This is a genomic window from Rhodopirellula islandica (assembly GCF_001027925.1).
Classification (GTDB): domain Bacteria; phylum Planctomycetota; class Planctomycetia; order Pirellulales; family Pirellulaceae; genus Rhodopirellula; species Rhodopirellula islandica.
On record NZ_LECT01000017.1, the window covers coordinates 102630 to 119858 of the forward strand.

Here is a 17229-nt window from a genome sequence, read left to right on the forward strand (position 1 = left end):
TCGTGTCGTTGCCTCTTCAATCCACAAACAAAAATTCGTTGGAACAAAACAGAATCTGAGCCAACTGCTCCAGTGGCGTCAGGCGGTTTGCTTCGTCGGTCGGAAAGTCAGCTTCCGAATCCCAAACGATTGCGTCGCCGGCCCCGGTTTTCGTCTCGCGATTGGGCGAGTGAGCGGCCTCGCTATCAGAAGCAGTTCCGGGCTCGGTCGTCACCGCTTCAGTCATGTCGGTGATCGTTACTTTCCAAAGGAATTGATCGCTGTTCAAAACCGAGTCGATGTCGACCACGAAGTCAATCGTTTCACCTTTCTGCACTTTGATTGCCTCGGCATTCAAAGCTGCTGAGGACTGGTGAACCTTGGCCGCACCAAGCGGACCTTGCTCAGAGCTAACAATGAAGCCACGCACGCCATCGCCAGCCGCGACTTGATGGCGGAGTTCAGTTTCGATTCGAACCGTCATCTTGTCTGGTGCCGTCCAGCGGCGGACACACGCGGTGTTGCGTGTGTTGCCGGGGTGCCCGCCGACTGCGGACAGTTTCACCCAACCGAGTTTGCCGTCCGGCCAACTGGGACCGCCCTGCCAGGTTTGGCCCGTGAAGTGGGGAAGTGATGCGAAGTCTTGGACACGTTGGGCTTCCTCGTCATACTTCCCGTGCCCATACGACCAGTCCGCGACCGTTGGCCGAACGGGAGTGCTTTCCGTCGCCGCTTGGGAAGCAACTTGCAAAGCGTCGGTCACCTCTGCTTCGGTTGCAGCCCGTTGCAGCACTCGCTGAAACATTTGTTCGATTGCCTGACGAGGCTCAGCGCCTTCGCCGCAAACGGAGGCCAGCTCCTGAGATCGTTTCAGAACAAGCGGATGGTTCATGAAGAACAACGCTTGTTGCGGCACCGTGGTTTGGCTGCGGCGGGGCACATGCAAGTCAGGGTTGGCAAAGTCGAACACTCGCAGAATCGCGGGCAGGAACTGGCGATCCACCAACCCGTACAACGTGCGTCGTACGTTGGATGGGGCTTTGAACAGATCCGCGGGTTTACCACCGGTCTGCAGGTCGATTTCACCGGTCGCCGTGAGCATTGAATCGCGAAACTGTTCGAACGTCAGACGCCGCGAATTCATTCGCCACAGCAACCGGTTCTCTGGATCACTCTCCATGGCTCGCTGCAGGTCAGCTCCACCGGTTGGTCCGAGAGACGATTGACGGAAGGTAGAGGAAGTCACGATGAGACGGTGCAGCTTCTTGAGACTCCATCCTTCATGGATGAACCAATGAGCCAGCCAGTCCAGCAGTTCCGGGTGCGATGGACGTTCGGCTCGCAGTCCAAAGTCGCTGGGTGTGGTGACCAAACCGGTTCCGAAGTGATGTGCCCAGACGCGATTGACGATCACGCGTGCGGTCAGCGGGTTGGACTCGTCGATGATGTTTTGGGCAAGTTCAAGACGCCCGCTACCGACCTGAAATGGCTGGCGGTCTGAGGGAGACACCACTGCGAGAAATTGCCGCGGAACGTCGTCGCCTTGTGTGAGGATGTTGCCGCGTCGAAAAATCCGAGGTTCCGATGGAACTGGACGGTCTTTCAAGATCAACGCATAACCAGGAGGCTGCGAGGAGCGAATCAACCAGCGGTCGATCTCGCCTTGCAGTTTCCACAACGCGGTCGTGGTGCTGCTGTCGAAGAAGATTTCGGTATGAACGATTCCTTCGTCGGGAACATGGCAGGGAGACGCCAGACCGAACATCACCTGCCAAAGACGGTGGTCGGCAGGAGCGTTCTGGTTCGGCTCGTCGGCAGCGACCTCCGACAACAACTGTCCGTAACGATCGATGACCTCGGTGAAGTTGGTTGGCGGCGTCTCAAAGATGGCGGCAACGCGAGGATTGATCTCCACAGGTGTCGCCACAGCGATGGCGTCGCACACCGATGATGCCTGTTCGGTGAACTGATCCGGCGGCAATTTGGAAAACAGATGCCACGGCAGAAACACCGGATCACGCTGGCGATCTGCTGTTCTCAGGGATGCCTCCCAACGTCGCACGAATGCCGGCAGCAGGTCCGAGGCCTCGAAGATCTGATCGAAACCCTTGGGCGGATACTTGTCCAGTTCCGTTTGAGCGTACAAGTAATCTCGAACCCGGCTGCGGGCTCGCTTGGATGCTTCTTCGCGACTTGATTTCAGCTTTTGCTGGAATGCTGTTTCGCGTTTCTGTAACTCCGCTTTGAACGCTTCATCAGCATTGGCTTCTGAGCCCGCGGGACTATTCAGCGAAACCAGTTGTTCCTCACAGCTGTTGAAGACCCCGTACAACGAGTAGTAGTCGGCGGTGGGGATCGGGTCGTATTTATGGTCGTGGCAACGAGCGCAACTGACCGTCAGCCCCAGTGTGCCGCGAGTCACCACGTCGATGCGGTCATCCATGATGTCACGATTGACCCCCAAGAACCGTCGACCAACGGTCAAAAATCCCATGGCGGCCAAGTCTTTCTGACGCCTGGATTCGACCTGGTCGGCAGCCAATTGCAACAGCAGGAAACGGTCGTAAGCCATGTCCTCGTTCAGAGCATTGACGACCCAATCGCGGTAACGCCACGCGTGCACCCAAAAACGCTCTTCACGCGCATACACGTACCCCTTGGTGTCGGAATAACGAGCCACGTCCAACCAATGACGAGCCCAGTGTTCGCCGTATTGTGCGGAAGAAAGATAACGATCGACCAAGTCTGAATAGGCGTCCGTGGACGATGACGCAATGAACTGGTCAACATCGGTGGGGCTTGGTGGCAGACCCGTGAGAGTGAATGACAATCGTCGAATCAAGGTCCGCCGGTCGGACTCGGGGGAAGGTGACAGTCCCGCCTCACCGAGTTTGCGGAGGACGAAGGCGTCGATTGGATGGGGGACGACTTCGCGATCGGTCTGCCCCTCGTTTCGCTCGGCCCTTCCAGAGGAAGGTTGAAGTTTGGAGGCGGTTGGGTTTGCAAACAACCGAGGCACGAGAGGATTCTTGACGCTTTGAAACGCCCAGTGGTCCTTGGCATTTTCCATGGCGGCCGATTGCAGTTGCGACGAACTTTCAGGCCAGGGCATGCCCATCGCGACCCACGTTTCGATCGCGGTGACTTGCGGTGGATCAAGCGGTTGGTCCGGTGGCATTGCGATGTTGTCGCTTCGCCGGACGGCTTCGAGTAGCAGGCTGTCGGCGGACACATCGCTAGGGAGCGGTCCGGAGAGTAGAGGCCCGGAGTCACCTCCCTGAATCAACGCTGGTTTCGAATCCAGACGCAAGCCACCGCTCTGTTCGCTTTCTCCATGACAAGCAATGCAGTGCTCGACCAAAATCGGTCGAATCTCGGCTTCAAAAAAACGATCGGCCGGATCGTCCGCCAGGACTCGTCCCATGGAGCAGAACGCGAGGCAGGCAAAGATCGCGACGGTCGAGCATGTCCAGGGCTGGCGCATCAGGAGGCGAAGGAAGTACGATTGGGAGGCAAATCTCTCCATCGGAAGTCGTTCGATCAATTTGTGTGGCGGGAACTTGGTCACCTTTGGAGCAGCGACGAAGTTGGAGGGGGGCCTCATTGTATCGTGTCAGGGGGGCAGCATGTGTGTGCAGTGGTTCTGTTCAGGGCACACGTTCCAGCTCAGACATCACGCTTGCTTTCCACTGTGTCAGTTCCGCTTTCATGCGTTTCACGATGGCTGGCTTTTGGTTTGCCAAGTCCGTCGTCTCGCCCGGATCATCGACGATGTCGTAGAGTGCGTCACCCTTTTCGGTCGAGATGAACTTGTACCGTTGTTCCATCCAGACAGCTTCCTTGCCATCACGATTGAGGAATCCCAATGGTTTCTGTCTGAGGATGGAATCTCCCGTCACGAACCGCAGCAGACTGGTTCCGTCATAAGTTCGGTCGGCAGGCAACTCGATTCCAATCGCGTCGAGGATGGTTGGGAAGTAGTCGGACGTGAAGCAAGGGGCATTGATCGTGCGTGCGGATGTCACCTTGTCGGGCCAGACCAGCAAGCCGGGCACGCGAATGCCGCCTTCGTTGATCGAAAGCTTGTAGCCCTTCAGATCTTTTGCCGACCCGACGTGCCGAGGGGAACCCTGACGCGCGGGGCCGTTGTCCGAACAGAAACAGAGCAGCGTGTTGTCGGCCACTCCCAAGTCATTGAGCTCGGATCGCAGACGTCCGACTTGTTCATCCATCGCTGTCAAACAGGCGTAGTAGTGTTGTGTGGGCTCGGGATGTTCGCGGTACATTCGGCGGTATTCCGGGCCGCCGACGACGGGTGAATGCGGTGTGTGAAACCACACCGCCGCAAAGAACGGTTGTTTCTTGCTGACGGCATCGCGAATGAATGGAATCGCTCGGTCCATCAACACTCGCGAATCGTCGCCGCGAGTGTTTTCGGTGACGGTTTGGTTCGGTCCGGTGAAGTAGTCGTTGCCGTAAGGCTGGTCCTGACGTGGTGGTTGCTGGGGTTCCTTCGGATTGCTCGGACCCGGATTGCTCGGACCCGGGGTGATCAAAGGATCCCACGTTGGGACTTTCGATTCAGTGACAAAACAAGTGTCGACATCACGCTCCCAAGGCGGGCAGTGGTAACGCTCTGGTTGCTCGGCAAAGGTTCCCCATCGCTTTTGATCGCCAATGGTTTTGGAAAGGGTTCCCAGATGCCATTTGCCGAAATGCCCGGTGGTGTACCCGTGCTTCTTCAGCACCGTGGTGATGGGGATCTCGGTGGGTTCCAACATGCCCTTCATCGCGAAGGTGACGCCGAATCGGTACGGGTTGCGACCGGTGTAACAACTCGCTCGAGTCGGCGAGCACATCGCGGCGGCGGCGTAGAACCGAGTGAACGTCACGCCCTCCTTTGCCATTTGATCCAGATGAGGCGTCTTCAGGTGAGGGTGCCCGTTGTAGCCCGTGTCACCCCAGCCCTGATCGTCTGACATGCAGAGGATGATGTTGGGAGGATCGGCAGCAATGGTGGGACAGGCCACGGACGCCAAGAGTGCGAAGGCGAACGCTCGTGCGGTTTGAATCATGATGCTGTCGCGACTTTGTATTGGGAGACTCAATTGTTTTTGGGAAGAAGATCGGGGCGTGGTGAATCCACTTCTTGTTGGAGGACCAACTTCAGTTGCTCGACCTTTTCAGGGAAACCGGACGCCAGATCAGTCCGTTCTTCGTTGTCCTTGGAAATGTCATAGAGTTGATAGATGCCCTTGTTGCGGTTTGCTTCAACGAGTTTGAGTCCTTCCCGCGTGATCAACGCGCGGCTGCCCATTGCGGAGAAGCGGTTGTTGACCACGATGAAGTCATGCTGCTGAGTTTGCGGTTGCCCCAACAGCGTGGGCAGGTACGAGATCCCGTCTTTGCCGTGAGGCTTTTCTTGGCCAGTCAGGTCGGCCAAGGTCGCGAGAAAGTCATAGTGGGAACTCATCAGATCTGTTTCACTTCCTGCCGCGATCTTCCCTGGCCAGCGGACGATCATCGGGCACTGCATCCCGCCTTGATAAGCGCTGCGTTTGAGTCCTGCCCGGCCACCCGCACCATCAAAAATATCACCGCACTCGGAGGTGCGCCATTTCTTATCCGTCAGATTGGCGGGCTCGCCGCTGGGAAGCTTCTGAGCTTTGTAGCTGGGCTTGGGGCCGTAGTAGAGTTCGTGCCCATTGTCGGAGGTGAATACAACCACGGTGTTGTCTTCGATTCCCAAAGTGACCAGCTCATCCAGGATCAAACCGACGTGATCGTCCAGCATTTTGACCATCGAAGCGTACTTCTTTTCTGCCAATGACATCGTGGGATGATCGGCGAAATCAGGATGCAGTTCGGGGATCGCGACGGGGCCGTGCGGCAGTTGAGTCGGGTGATAGAGAAAGAACGGTCGGTCGTGATTGGCTCGCAGGTACTTCAGGATTCCTGCGATGAAAACGTTTTGCGAATAGGTTTCTCCGCCATAGCCAACCGGCTCATCCCCGTGCTCGCTGGTTTTGCCACAGTCGGCCAGCGTGTTGCCCGGGAGTTCGAACTTCTCGCCGTTTCGCCAGAGATAAGGCGGATAAAAACCGTGGCAGCGCTGGTGGTCATAATAGCCTTCATAGAAATCCCAGCCAAATCGCTTCACACGTTCGTGCCACGTCAAAAAGCCGCGGTCGAGTTTTCCAAACTGCGCCGTTTTGTAGCCTGCGTTCTGTGCGACCTGGGCAAGGAAGACTTCTTCCTCAGCGATCGGATTGGAGTTGGCTTTGTGTTTCGCCAATCGAGTTTGAAACTCGTCTTCCGTGATCTGGCCCCCGTCTCGCCAAATCGGTAGTCCCGCACGATTCTGCGCCCAGCCGCCATTGCGGCCGTCGTGCATGCCCGTCAGCAGAGTCCACCTGGCGGGGGCACAGTAAACGCCACCGTAGTAGTTGTTGAACTTCATGCCTTCGCGAGCCAAGCGATCAATGTTGGGTGTCGAAACCACTTGTTGTCCGTAGCAGCCGAGCATTCCAGGGCCGAGGTCGTCCGCAAAGATCAGGATCACGTTGGGAGGGGCGTCGGCCTGCGCCGTCGAGTGGCACCAGAACGCGGCAAGCAGGGCAAGAAGTGTTCTCATGATCGATTTCATTTCGTGTTGGATGCGGGAGGCGGAACGTTGGGGCTGAGTTTCTCGCGCAGGCATCTCGCGACTCAAATAGGCAGACTAGGAGCAAGCAGGAGTGAAACCAGTGTGAGCGAGTCCATGAACAGAATCCAATGCAACCCGTTTGCTCCGGTGTCACGTCACCGTTTCTCGAACGCCCCGGCTTGGATTTTAGCGACATTCAGCATATCGCGAGGGAGTCCATTGTCATTGCCCCGCGTCGTCGGGAGGTCATGCAGATTCCAAGTGCCGTGCCTGTAGGCTCTTGCGAACCCCGCCCGTTGGCAACGGGCGAGTCGATTTTGCTGTCGGTTGGCCACTCTTGGCCGACATCCGCAACTCGGACGGGCAAGAGTGCCATCCTACATGCGTTCAAACCTCGTTGACGACTCAATCGACAAGCCGCAGCGGGAGGGGGCGGGAAACGAGCGTTCTGCGAGATTCTCAGGGGAGGGGGAGTGCGAGCCGTTTCTCATGCCCGGGCCGCCTCCCTCGCGTACGCCTGAACGGCGTTGCTCGATCTACGTAGATCGCTCCCCAAAAACTTCGTTTCAGGAGAGGTGCATCATGCGCAACCCACTGCTAGGCGGCGTCGATCAACTGCACCACCGCTGGGCGTGGGGGGAACTCGAATGGCAGCGGTTTTCCTTGAATTGGACCAAGCAGGTCGGCCAGAGTCGTTGGGGATTTGAACTGTTTTGGCAAGCGTTGTTGCTCCCACGTACAACCGGGGCGAATGCCCAAACGGCTCTCATGATCCTGGCCGAGCATTCCTGCCGACCTGCCTATGAAAGTTCTCGCGAGCGATGCCGTGACGCGGAACGATTGGAGGTGACCGTGTGAATGGATTCGTCGGGGGCGATTCAGGGTCGATGGTGCACCTCGGATCCGTCGCTCATTTGCTGGTCGCAATCGAACGGCGGAAGAGGGCGAGGCTGGCCAGGAAGCAGGTCAGGCCCAGAGCAGCGGTGGCGACGAATTGTTCCCAAACGTCTTGCAACGTCGCTCCTCGAAACACGATCGACTGGGAGAAGCCAACGAAGTGCCGGGAGGGGAAGAAGTAAGTGATGGGTTGCAACCAGTCCGGTTGGCTTTCGATGGGCGTGATCGCACCCGAGAGCATTTGCAGCGGCAGAACGGTCAAGAGCACCAGCAACGCGAATTGGGCCATGGATCCCGAGAGCGTTCCCAAGAAGATGCCCATTGCGGTGGCGAAAAACAAATACAAGGCGATACCGCTGAGCAAGAGCAGACGGGAACCAGCAATCGGCACGTCCAACAACGTTTCGACGACCAACCAAAGCGACAGCATCACGGCGAGCAAAATCACCAACCCATTGGCGCAGACCTTGGAGACCGCGATGTCAAACGAGGTCAACGGCATGACCAGCAAGTGTTCAATCGTGCCGTGCTCTCGTTCACGAATCAGCGCGGCACCGGTCAGCACAATGGTCAGCAAGGTGACTTGGTCGATGATCGCCGTGATCCCCGAAAACCAGGTTGGATCACCATTGGGATTGAATGCTCGCCGTGCGACCAGACGTGCGGGCAACTGCGTTGATTCATCGGTGCCGCTGACAAAGCGATTGATTTCACTGTTGACGATGTTCTGGATGTAGGTCGCACCGATGTTGGCTTGCATCACAGCGGTGGCGTCGATGTTGACTTGGATCTCGGGGTTTCGGCCTGCGATCGCATCCGATTCAAATCCGGCTGGGATGTTGATGACAAACATCAACTTGTCTTTGTTCATCATGGGTTCCACTTCAGCGGCCGAGATGATCACAGGCTCATTGAAGTAGGGTGGGAAGAACGCGGCGGCAATTCGGTGCGACAACGTCGTTCGGTCTTCGTCGACAATCCCAATCGATGCGTGGTGGACCTCCGTTGAAATGCCGGTCGCTTGGCTGTAGACGCTGAATGTCAATGCAAAGAGCAGCAGTGCGATCAGCATCTTGTCGTGACGCAGGCTGCGCAACTCTTTGAAGGTGAGCCAGAAGATGTTTCGGAGTGTTCGCATGGTCGTGTGCCACCTATTCTTCTTGTTTGCGGAGCAGAGCGGCACTGACCAGCAAGAAGACGGGCGAGAATGCAACGAGCGTCCAGAGGTCAGGGGAGAGGTCTTGCCAACCAAGTCCTTTCGTGAACGCACCAACGCTCATTCGCATGAAGTACGTGGTGGGCCACAGCGATCCAATCATTTGTGCACTGCCACTGAGCGTCGACACCGGTTGCATCATGCCGGAGAACTGAACGGTTGGCATCATCGCGATGATGGCGGTCGCAAAGACAGCAGCCACTTGGCTGCTGGTGAAGCACGACGTGACCAGCCCCAGCCCCGTGGTCGCCATCACATAGAACACCGCACCAAGCGTCAAGGTCGCCAGGCTGCCTTTCATGGGAACGCCAAAGACGTGGATGCCCATCCAAGTCAGCAGGGCGAAGTTGACCATTGCGATCGCAATGTAGGGCAGTTGCTTTCCAATCAGGAACTCAATGCGAGTGGTTGGCGTGACATAGAAATTGGTGATTGACCCGAGTTCTTTTTCTTTGGCGACGCTGACCGCCATCAAGATGGCGGGGATCAGGACCAGCAGCATGGCTGGGACACTGGGGACCATCGCATTGATACTCTCGAAACCCGGGTTGTATTGGTATCGCAGTTCGAGATCAGCAAAGGTCAAAGAGGGGGTGCTGCCATACGCTTTTCTCGCCAAGTCCTGGAGGTAGTTCAGGTGAACCCCTTGGGTGTACCCCACAATGGTTTCAGCGCGAAACGGCATCGCTCCATCGATCCAAGCCGAGATCTCGGGGGAATCGCCTCGAAGCAATTTCCTGCCGTAGTCAGGCGGGATCTCGATGGCCAATGAGACATCACCGGAAACCAGACGCGATTGGAGTTCCTGGTTGTCTCGAATCGGCGGTTGCTCAATGAAGTACCGCGATCCCGCGAAACTTTGGATGTAGTCACGACTCTGTGGCGTTTGGTCGAGGTCCAGCACGGCATAGCGGAGGTCTTCGACGTCGGTGGTCATGCCAAACCCAAGCACGAGCATCAGCAGCACCGATCCAATCAACGCGAATCCGAGCCGAATCGGATCTCGCATGACTTCCAATGTCTCGCGATAGGAATAGGCGAGCAGCCGGCGAAGGCTGAAACCGCGTGGACGCGGCGGAGCGTGGGGTTCGCTGGGCGAGGGGACGACCTGGATCGCGTCCGAAGTTGATGAATCACGGGAGGCGGTTTGTGTCGGATCAGATTCGTTCGCGGCGTCTTGGATGTACCCGACAAAGGCGAGGTCGAGCGTTTGTTCGCCACGAGCGTCGATCAGTTGTTGAGGTGAGTCGCACGCAAGAACTTTTCCGGCGTGCATCAGCGAGATGCGATCGCATCGCATCGCTTCGTTCATGAAATGGGTGGAAACGAAAATGGTGACGTGATCGCGACGGGAAAGATCGACCAGCAGACGCCAAAAGCTGTCTCGAGCGACTGGGTCGACTCCAGACGTTGGTTCATCCAGGATCAACATTTCCGGACGGTGCAAAATCGCAACGGCCAACGAGAGTCGTTGACGAACACCGAGCGGCAAGGAACCTGCCGATTGGTCCAGTTCTTCGACCAATCCAAAACGTTTCGCCAGTTCGTCGACACGTTGGAGCTTGTCGTCGATTGCGAACAGGCGAGCATGCAACAGGAGATTTTGTCGGACCGTCAGTTCCTCGTAGAGCGAAAACGCCTGGGACATGTAGCCCACCCGACGACGCGTCTCCAAGCTATGTGCATCGACCACTTTGCCGAACAGCTTGGCCGTTCCTTCGGTGGTGGGCAGCAGTCCGGTCAACATCTTCATCGTGGTGGTTTTGCCGCAACCGTTGGATCCAAGGAAGCCAAAGATCTCGCCACGCGAGATTTCGAAGCTGACATGATCCACTGCGGTGAACGCACCGAATCGCCGCGTCAAGCCGCTTGCGACGATTGCTGGTGAACTGCTCTTGGCTTCCAGAGGCGGGATCACCAAAGGTTCGGGATCACCCCGTTCATTTTCGGGCAGCAGTTGGATGAAGGCTTCTTCCAAGGTGGTTGCCGAGTCGCCTTTGAGCTGTTCCGGGGTGCCTTCGGCCAACACTTTGCCAGCATTCATGGCGACCAGCCAATCGAACCGCTCGGCTTCTTCCATGTAAGCGGTGGAGACGCAGACGCTCATGCCACTGCGTTGCGCACGGATCTCATCGATCAAACGCCAGAACTGTTCCCGTGAGAGCGGATCAACTCCCGTGGTCGGTTCATCCAGGATGAGCAAGTCAGGATCGTGAATGAGGGCGCAGCACAGGCCGAGTTTCTGTTTCATCCCGCCCGACAGTTTTCCGGCAGGCCGATTGTGGAACGGAGCCAGTCCGGTCGCTTTCAACAAACGGGCGATGCGTTGATTGCGTTCGCGTCGGCCCTGTCCGAACAGTCTTCCAAAGAAGTGGAGGTTTTCCGCGACCGACAATTCCGCATAAAGATTCTTGCCCAAGCCCTGCGGCATGTAGGCCACCCGGGGGCAGACGGCTCGCCGGTGATGGCGATCTTGCATCGAGCCACCGAGCACGTCGACCTGGCCTGTTTGAATCTGTTTGGCACCGGCGATCAATCCCATCAATGTCGATTTGCCAACACCATCGGGACCAATCAATCCCACCATCTTTCCAGCGGGCAGCACCAAAGAAACATCATCGAGGGCGACCGTCTTTTTGTAACGATGCGACACGGCGGTGATTTGGGTGTCATTCATGGCAGCACCACTTCGTTCGCCTTGCGGCCGTGTCATCTTCTGAGTTCATGAGGCGTTCGCAGTTGCTTCGTCAGACTTCGCATCTTCCAACGATTCTCTGTCGAACTCGATGGCTTGCGGAAATCGTTGATTCAAACGTTCTGGCCAAGGAACATCGGGATCCAACTTCACATAGGCCACGCCTCGGACTCCGGTCTTCACCTTCTCAATGTGCTTTTTCACAAGTTCACGGGGGATTTGAACCTTCACGCGAAACATCAATTTGTCGCGTTCCTTCATCGTTTCGACTTGTTTGGGCGTGAATTGGGCTTCAGGGGAAACGAAGCTCACGGTCGCCGGGATGGTGTACTGCGGTGCAAAGTCGAGTGCGATGCGAGCGTCGGCGTGAATCGAGAGTTGAGACGTGTACTCGGACGGCAAGAAGATTTCCATGTAGATGTCGCTCAGGTCGAGCAGAGTCAGCACCTTGCCGCCTGCCGAGACAACCTCGCCCTCCTCTGCAAGGCGGTAGAGCACACGGCCATCGACGGTCGAACGCAGGGTGAAGTCGTCAAGTTGGGTTTGAATGCGTTCGATTTCAGCATCGACCGCCTCGATGGCTCGTTGCGACGTGCGGTGATGTGCTTCCGCGACCTTCAAAATGGCTTTGCCCGAATCAAGCTGGCTTTTTCGTGTGTCGTACTCTTCTTGCGATGCTGCGTTTTGAGCCATCAATTTGGCCGTGCGTTGCAAGTTTCGGTCAGCTAGCAGCAGTTCGCTTTCGTAGCGGACGATTTCAGCTTCGGCTTCTGCGAGTGATTCGACGGCTTCGGCTCGTTGTGCTTTCGCTTTGGCCATCGTGGCTCGCAGTTCAGCCGTGTCGATCTTGACAAGCGTTTGACCTGGCTTGACCATGTCACCTTCGTGAACGGTGATCTCAGACACGCGGCCAGCGTACTTGGCCGCAACATCCACCTGGACCGCTTCGATGCGGCCATTGCCCTGCACGATTTCCGCAGGCAAAGCCTGAGAGATTTGTTCGGCGCGTTCGGTTCGCCACCAAGCCCAACCACCAACACCGGCGGCGACCATCAGGAACGACAGGAGAAGACGTTTGGACATTGGAGTTGTTGTTTGAAAGGAGGTGCGATGCCTCATTCAAAGCAAATTCAAGGCCACGACTGTTTCAGAGGAGATTGCTCATCGTTTGCACGCACTGGGCCAACGATGCACACCAACGAGTGTGCACTCCGGTGAATGTGCACGCTTGCAGGTGTGCGGATGGGACGCGAATTCAATGGAGTCTTCAGCCGATCCCGTGCGATTTCATCATCCGGTACAGTTTCCGCCGTTCGATCCCAAGGACGCGAGCGGTTTTGGATTTGTTACCGTTTTCACGCAGCAACACTTCGGTGATGTGATCCCGCTGCAGGACCTGCAACGATCCCGCCAGTTCCAAGGGAGCCTCGTGATCGATCGGGGGACGCTGCAATTCCTTGGGGAGATCTTCCATGGTGAGCAGTTGATCGTCCGCCAGGATTTTGGCGCGTTCGATCACATTGATCAGTTGCCGGACATTCCCCGGCCATTCATAGGACAGCAAGGCCGCCTGGGCTTCCTCGTCCAGCTCAAATTCGGTTCCAAGAAAGTGCTGGATCAACAGTTCGATGTCCTCTCCACGGTGACGCAGCGGTGAGAGTTCCAAGGACATCACGTTGATTCGGTAATACAAATCTTCTCGGAAGCGTCCCTCAGCCACTTCGTTTTCCATGTTTCGGTTGGTGGCGGCGACAATGCGGACGTCCACGTGTCGCTCCTTGGCGGATCCGATTCGGCGCAGTGATCCGTCCTCCAACACACGTAGCAATTTTGGTTGCAACGCCAATGGCATCTCGCCGATTTCATCGATGAACAACGTGCTGCCGTCTGCGACCTCGAACAGGCCTGGTTTCATCGCAGTGGCGCCCGTGAATGATCCTTTTTCATGTCCAAACAATTCGCTTTCGACCAATTGTTCAGGCAAGGCGGCGCAGTTGACCGTCACCAAGGGTTTGTCGGATCGCGGGCTGCCGGAGTGAATCGCGGCGGCAACGAGTTCTTTGCCAGTTCCGCTTTCCCCTTGAATCAACACGGATTTTTCGGTGGGAGCGACACGGTCGATCAACGCCATCAGTTTTTGCATGGGCGCCGAGTGGCCGATCATCCCTCTTGTCTTCTTCGTCGAACGCGTGATGACCTCGCGAAGTTGAGTGTTTTCTTTTCGGAGTTTCCGGCGTTCGAAGGCGGCCCGGCAGCGACGTTCCAGTTCGTCCATCGGAAATGGTTTGGTCTGAAAGTCGAACACGCCCAAACGCATCGACTCGACGGCGTTGTGAATTGTTCCTGCACCCGTCAACACGATGATCTCCGTGTCGGGATTGGATTCGCACATTCGCTGCACCAGTTCCAATCCGCTCAGACCTGGCATGTTCCAATCCAGGATCGCGATCTCGAAGTCGTGGTGGCCGCACAGGTCCAGGGCATCTTGGCCGCTGGTCGATTGGGCCACTCGATACCCCTTCCGCTCGAACCAGCGTGCACAGCCTTCGCCGAAGTCTTCCTCGTCGTCAACAAACAGGATGCTGAGTGTTTCATTCATCGAGTGGCTTTCATGAAATGTGGCCGGATGAGCACACCGGGTGATCTCCCGTGCACACTTTGACGTTCGATCGCAGCCTGCCAGAGTCCGTCTGCGGAAATGATTGGACGAATTGCGTTTTGCCCAATGGGGGCGGTCTCCTCGGCAAGAGAAAGCTTTCTCCAACGCGAAAACGGCAAATGCAGTTTGTTTCGTACGAGCCTGCTGGACGTGATCCGCCGGGCGATTGATTGGGAAATGCGTGTTGGCCAGTTTTGTCACGGAGGTGGGTACGCAAACTGCGAACCGAATCGCTCACGAAGAGCGTTTCAAACGCCACCCAGTCGTGTTTGGGAACGATTCCTCGCGAAGTTTGCGGTGACGTCGTCCTGCCCGTTCTTGATTCGTCTTATGTCCAGATCCTCCACCACTGTTCGTTGCATGACCCGTCCATCCATCGAGGCTCTCAACCAAACACCGTTGTCAGACGAGGTTCAGTTGCCAGGTTTGAAAGTGGAGCGGCACTCAAGGATCTTGGAGGATCTGCTGCGAGGCGAATCGCTGGAGATCACGCTGACCAAGTTGGTGGAACTGGCCGAAGAATCACGGGAGGGCATGCTGGGGTCAGTGATGCTGCTCGACTCCCAAGCGAAGCAGTTGCAGTTGGCCGCCAGTGTTTCGCTTCCCGATCGCTATGTGAAAGCAATGGATGGTCTGGAGATTGGTCCACGCGTGGGATCCTGTGGGATGGCGGCGTGCACGGGAGAGCGAGTGGTGATCGAAGATCTTTTCACTCATCCCAATTGGAAACCGTATCGCGAATTGGTCCGCGCGACGGGATTGAGGGCCTGCTGGTCCGAGCCGATTTTATCCGGAGAGGGTGAGATCCTGGGGACGTTTGGGATGTACTATCAAACACCGCGAAGCCCTGAGCACGACGATTTAATCTTGGTCAATGAGTGTGCGAAGCTCGCCGCGTTGGCGATTGAGCGACACCGAGGTGAAGAGCGTGACCGTCAATTGGCTGCGATCGTCAACTCGACCGACGACGTGGTGATCTCAAAAAATCTGAATGGTGTGATTCAAAGTTGGAATCCAGCAGCCGAACGGATTTACGGATACTCCCAAGGAGAAGCGATTGGCAGGTCGATTGAGATGTTGGTTCCAGCGGACCGCCGAGCGGAACAAAGGGAATATCAAAAGAGACTGCGCAACGGGGAACGAATCGAGCACTTCAGCACTGTCCGTTGCACGCGAGATGGCCAGCTCATCGATGTCGCGTTGACCATGTCGCCGGTTCACGATGCAGCTGGCAAAATCGTGCAGATCGTGGAAGTGCAAAAAGACATGACGTCGAGCAAACGATCGGAGCGAGAGCTCCGTGAGACTCGTCGACAACACTCGATGTTGTTGAGCAATCTCTTGGGGGCGGCGTTTCGTTGTCACATTGATGAAGACTTCAGCATTGAATTGATCAGTGAAGGAATCGAGGCGATCACCGGCTATTCGGCGGATGATTTTCGATCGAAAAAAGTCCGCTGGATCACCACCGTGGACCCCCGTGACATTGGTCGGCTGAGAAGTGAAATTGCTCAAGCGATCGCGGAGCGACGTCCGTATCAACTGAAGTTTCGAATTATCCACCGAGATGGTTCCCTACGCTGGATTTGGGAACACGGGCAGGCAATTTATGATGAGAGCGGAATTGCAATTGCTCTGGAAGGCTATGCGACCGATGTGACGGATCGAGAAGCCGCGACGATCGAACTTCGGGACCGCGAACAACGCTACCGATCGGTGATTGAAACGGCGAACAGCTTGATCGTCTGTGTTTCCCTCGACCACAAGATCACGGAGTGGAATTCAGGGGCCACGCGAGTTCTTGGCTATTCGAGAAGCGAAGCGTTGGGACAGAATCCGTATCAGCTGTTTGTGGAAGAGGCATCCAGGGAGGCCGTGATCGCCGAGGCGAAACGAGTCAACCAGGGACATCCGTTGAAAGGCTACGAACTGTCTTGCGTGACCCGAGAAGGAGAGCGTCGTAGTATCCTTTGGAATGCAACTCAGTTGATCGATGGGGAAGGGAAGGCAGTGGGGCACATGGCAGTGGGACACGACATCACGGAGCTGAAAGCGGTCCAAGAGAAGCTGATTCAATCAGCACGGTTGGCGGCCGTGGGAGAGATGGTGTCTGCGATTGCACACGAGAGTCGCAACGCGCTGCAACGAATTCAAATCGGAGTCGACATGCTAGGCTTTGACGTTCCCGAAAATTCCGAGATGGTGAAGGAGTTGGATCGCATCTCGCGAGCCAAGGACGATTTGAAGCAGTTGTTTGAAGAGCTTCGAAGTTACGCTGCTCCATTGAAGCTGGAATTTTGTGATTGCTCGGTTGCCGGCGTGTGGCGTCAAACCTGGGCCAATCTGGAGTCGGAATGGAAAGGACGCGATGTCACTTTTCTGGATTCATCCCAGATGGATGGCGGAACATCGGTGGATGTGAACTGCGACATTGACCCCTTTCGGATGCAACAGGTCTTTCGCAATGTGTTTGAGAATGCGCTCGCTGCCTGTGAGGATCCGATCGAGATTTCCGTTCATTGTCGTGAGGGTGACATCGAGGGCGATCCAGCGCTCTTGATTCAGGTTCGCGACAATGGGCCGGGACTCGCGAAAGAACAACAGAAACAACTCTTCGATGCTTTCTTTACCACCAAACCGAAAGGAACTGGGTTGGGAATGGCGATTGCCAAACGGATCATGACGGCCCACTTCGGAACGATTGGAGTCCGTAACAACTCAACAGGTGGGGCCTGTGTCGAACTTGCAATTCCTCGAAAACAGATATGAATTCACCATCAAGTTCATTGCGGATCGTGGTGGCAGATGACGAATCCGACATCCGTGACTATTTCGAAGCCGTCTTGCCCCGTCTGGGGCATCAAGTCGTCGGGGCAGCCGAGGACGGACTGCAGCTGGTCGCCTTGTGCGAGCAGGAGCATCCTGATTTGGTCATCACCGATGTCATGATGCCAAAGATGGACGGTTTGACAGCGGCAGAGAAGATCTCACAGGCCATTTCGGTGCCGATCATTGTCGTCTCCTCGCACGAGAAGGGAGCTGTCAGCGACAATCCCCGAATTGTGGACTATTTGGTCAAACCCATCAGCATCGGGGATTTGGAAGCCTCCATTCAGCACGCAGTCCGAATCTAGCAG

The 17229-nt window shown here is 56.4% G+C and carries 10 protein-coding genes; 3 read left to right on the forward strand and 7 right to left on the reverse strand.

Features of this window, described 5'->3' with window-relative positions:
- Positions 1 to 16: 16 nt before the first annotated feature.
- The 3 genes from RISK_RS08845 to RISK_RS08855 all read right to left on the reverse strand — a co-directional run bounded on the left by RISK_RS08845 (position 17) and on the right by RISK_RS08855 (position 6625).
- Positions 17 to 3505, reverse strand: a complete 3489-nt coding sequence (locus RISK_RS08845) for a PSD1 and planctomycete cytochrome C domain-containing protein (RefSeq protein WP_053061129.1) — start codon at positions 3503 to 3505, stop codon at positions 17 to 19.
- A gap of 121 nt (positions 3506 to 3626) precedes the next feature.
- On the reverse strand, positions 3627 to 5054 hold the full coding sequence (locus RISK_RS08850) for a sulfatase family protein (protein WP_083434856.1): 1428 nt from the start codon (positions 5052 to 5054) through the stop codon (positions 3627 to 3629).
- A 29-nt stretch (positions 5055 to 5083) separates the two neighbouring features.
- Positions 5084 to 6625: an arylsulfatase gene (locus RISK_RS08855; protein WP_047814159.1), complete on the reverse strand. Its 1542-nt coding sequence runs from the start codon at positions 6623 to 6625 to the stop codon at positions 5084 to 5086.
- 582 nt (positions 6626 to 7207) lie between these two features.
- Between RISK_RS08855 and RISK_RS31440 the strand changes: the two genes are divergently transcribed.
- Positions 7208 to 7483 carry a hypothetical protein gene (locus RISK_RS31440; RefSeq protein WP_047813918.1) on the forward strand — a complete coding sequence of 92 codons (276 nt, stop codon included), beginning with the start codon at positions 7208 to 7210 and terminating at the stop codon, positions 7481 to 7483.
- 52 nt (positions 7484 to 7535) lie between these two features.
- Here RISK_RS31440 and RISK_RS08865 read toward each other — a convergent pair whose 3' ends face one another.
- From RISK_RS08865 to RISK_RS08880, 4 genes are all read right to left on the reverse strand, one after another.
- Positions 7536 to 8660, reverse strand: coding sequence for an ABC transporter permease (locus RISK_RS08865; RefSeq protein ID WP_047813919.1), 1125 nt, complete (start codon positions 8658 to 8660; stop codon positions 7536 to 7538).
- 13 nt (positions 8661 to 8673) lie between these two features.
- Positions 8674 to 11415, reverse strand: a complete 2742-nt coding sequence (gene rbbA, locus RISK_RS08870; RefSeq protein ID WP_047814160.1) for a ribosome-associated ATPase/putative transporter RbbA — start codon at positions 11413 to 11415, stop codon at positions 8674 to 8676.
- 45 nt (positions 11416 to 11460) lie between these two features.
- Entirely contained in the window at positions 11461 to 12516 is a 1056-nt protein-coding gene (locus RISK_RS08875; RefSeq protein ID WP_047813920.1) for an HlyD family secretion protein, read from the reverse strand.
- Positions 12517 to 12700: 184 nt separating this feature from the next.
- The gene (locus RISK_RS08880; RefSeq protein WP_047813921.1) at positions 12701 to 14032 is read right to left on the reverse strand and encodes a sigma-54-dependent transcriptional regulator; all 1332 of its coding nucleotides are present in this window, start codon (positions 14030 to 14032) and stop codon (positions 12701 to 12703) included.
- Positions 14033 to 14452: 420 nt separating this feature from the next.
- Here RISK_RS08880 and RISK_RS27975 point away from each other — a divergent pair, with 420 nt between their 5' ends.
- A complete protein-coding gene (locus RISK_RS27975) occupies positions 14453 to 16861 on the forward strand; it encodes a PAS domain S-box protein (protein WP_160311416.1) in 2409 nt (802 codons plus the stop codon).
- Positions 16858 to 17226 carry a response regulator gene (locus RISK_RS08895; protein WP_047813922.1) on the forward strand — a complete coding sequence of 123 codons (369 nt, stop codon included), beginning with the start codon at positions 16858 to 16860 and terminating at the stop codon, positions 17224 to 17226. Before RISK_RS27975 ends, RISK_RS08895 begins: the two co-directional genes overlap by 4 nt.
- The last annotated feature ends 3 nt before the right edge of the window (positions 17227 to 17229 follow it).

Excerpts from the sequence above, each read along its gene's own strand:
- RISK_RS27975 (WP_160311416.1), top strand. The coding sequence starts at position 14,453 with ATGACCCGTCCATCCATCGAGGCTCTCAACCAAACACCGTTGTCAGAC.
- RISK_RS08845 (WP_053061129.1), bottom strand. The coding sequence starts at position 3,505 with ATGGAGAGATTTGCCTCCCAATCGTACTTCCTTCGCCTCCTGATGCGC.
- RISK_RS08875 (WP_047813920.1), bottom strand. The coding sequence starts at position 12,516 with ATGTCCAAACGTCTTCTCCTGTCGTTCCTGATGGTCGCCGCCGGTGTT.
- RISK_RS31440 (WP_047813918.1), top strand. The coding sequence starts at position 7,208 with ATGCGCAACCCACTGCTAGGCGGCGTCGATCAACTGCACCACCGCTGG.
- rbbA (WP_047814160.1), bottom strand. The coding sequence starts at position 11,415 with ATGAATGACACCCAAATCACCGCCGTGTCGCATCGTTACAAAAAGACG.
- RISK_RS08895 (WP_047813922.1), top strand. The coding sequence starts at position 16,858 with ATGAATTCACCATCAAGTTCATTGCGGATCGTGGTGGCAGATGACGAA.
- RISK_RS08865 (WP_047813919.1), bottom strand. The coding sequence starts at position 8,660 with ATGCGAACACTCCGAAACATCTTCTGGCTCACCTTCAAAGAGTTGCGC.
- RISK_RS08855 (WP_047814159.1), bottom strand. The coding sequence starts at position 6,625 with ATGAAATCGATCATGAGAACACTTCTTGCCCTGCTTGCCGCGTTCTGG.
- RISK_RS08880 (WP_047813921.1), bottom strand. The coding sequence starts at position 14,032 with ATGAATGAAACACTCAGCATCCTGTTTGTTGACGACGAGGAAGACTTC.
- RISK_RS08850 (WP_083434856.1), bottom strand. The coding sequence starts at position 5,054 with ATGATTCAAACCGCACGAGCGTTCGCCTTCGCACTCTTGGCGTCCGTG.